This window comes from Plantactinospora sp. B24E8, assembly GCF_039871735.1.
Taxonomy (GTDB): domain Bacteria; phylum Actinomycetota; class Actinomycetes; order Mycobacteriales; family Micromonosporaceae; genus Plantactinospora.
The window spans coordinates 1-982 of sequence record NZ_JBDPMH010000086.1 but is presented as its reverse complement, the minus strand read 5'-3'; the positions used below and the strand labels follow the sequence as shown (position 1 = coordinate 982).

Genomic DNA, 982 nt, shown 5'->3' with positions numbered 1-982 from the left:
GACGAGTAGTTCCGAAGTCAGGGGTCGATGTCCAGGCATGAGGAGAGGGCATCCAAGATCATGTTGTGACGCAAGACCTGGACACCCTCTTGACCGCACTGTACGTGAAGATCGACGACAGCATCCGCACGCCCCGGTGGCGCGGCAGGCCGCCGCTGCTGACCGACTCCGAACTGGTGTGCCTGGCCGTGGCGCAGGTCCTGCTCGGCGCCCGCTCGGAAGCCCACTGGATCCGCTACGCCCGCATCCATCTGGCCGGCATGTTCCCGTACCTGCCACAACGACCGGGATACAACAAGCGGCTGCGCGCCGCCCTGCCGCTGGTCAAGAAGGTGATCCGGGAACTGGCCCGTGACAGTGACTTCTGGTTCGACAACCACTGGATCGTCGACTCCACCCCGGTGCCGTGCGGCATGTCCCGACCCACCGTGCAACGCTCGGACCTGGCCGGCTGGGCCGGATACGGCTACTGCGCCTCCCACTCCCGGTTCTTCTGGGGTTTACGGCTGTACCTGGTGTGCACCCCGACCGGGATGCCGATCCTGTGGGCCCTGGCCAACCCGAAACTCGGCGAGCGGGAGGTCCTCGCCGCGATGCTGGAGGTGGAGGCCGGCGTCGTCGCCGAACACGACGGCATCCTGCTGATCAGCGACAAGGGCTTCGCGTCCAGACCACTCGAGCGGGACCTCGCCGAGCAGGGCATCACCCTGCTACGCCCGTCCCGCAAGAAGGAGAAGACGCGCTACGGCGAACCGATGCTCAAGAAGGTCCGACAGCTCATCGAGTCGGTCAACGACACACTCAAGGGCCAGCTTGATCTGGAGGAACACGGCGGACGCACCTTCGCCGGCGTCGCCGTACGGGTGGCCCAACGCCTCCTCGCGATGACCGCCGCGATCTGGCACAACAACAAGACCGGTGCACCCGTCACCCGGTCACTGATCGCCTACGACCACTGACCGGGATTCGGAACAACTCGTCT

Annotated in this window: 1 protein-coding gene; it reads left to right on the top strand. The window is 65.7% G+C overall.

Features of this window, described 5'->3' with window-relative positions; genetic code table 11:
* Positions 1-65 precede the first annotated feature (65 nt).
* Positions 66-959 carry an IS982 family transposase gene (locus ABGB21_RS36875; RefSeq protein ID WP_347658673.1) on the top strand — a complete coding sequence of 298 codons (894 nt, stop codon included), beginning with the start codon at positions 66-68 and terminating at the stop codon, positions 957-959.
* Positions 960-982 lie beyond the last annotated feature (23 nt).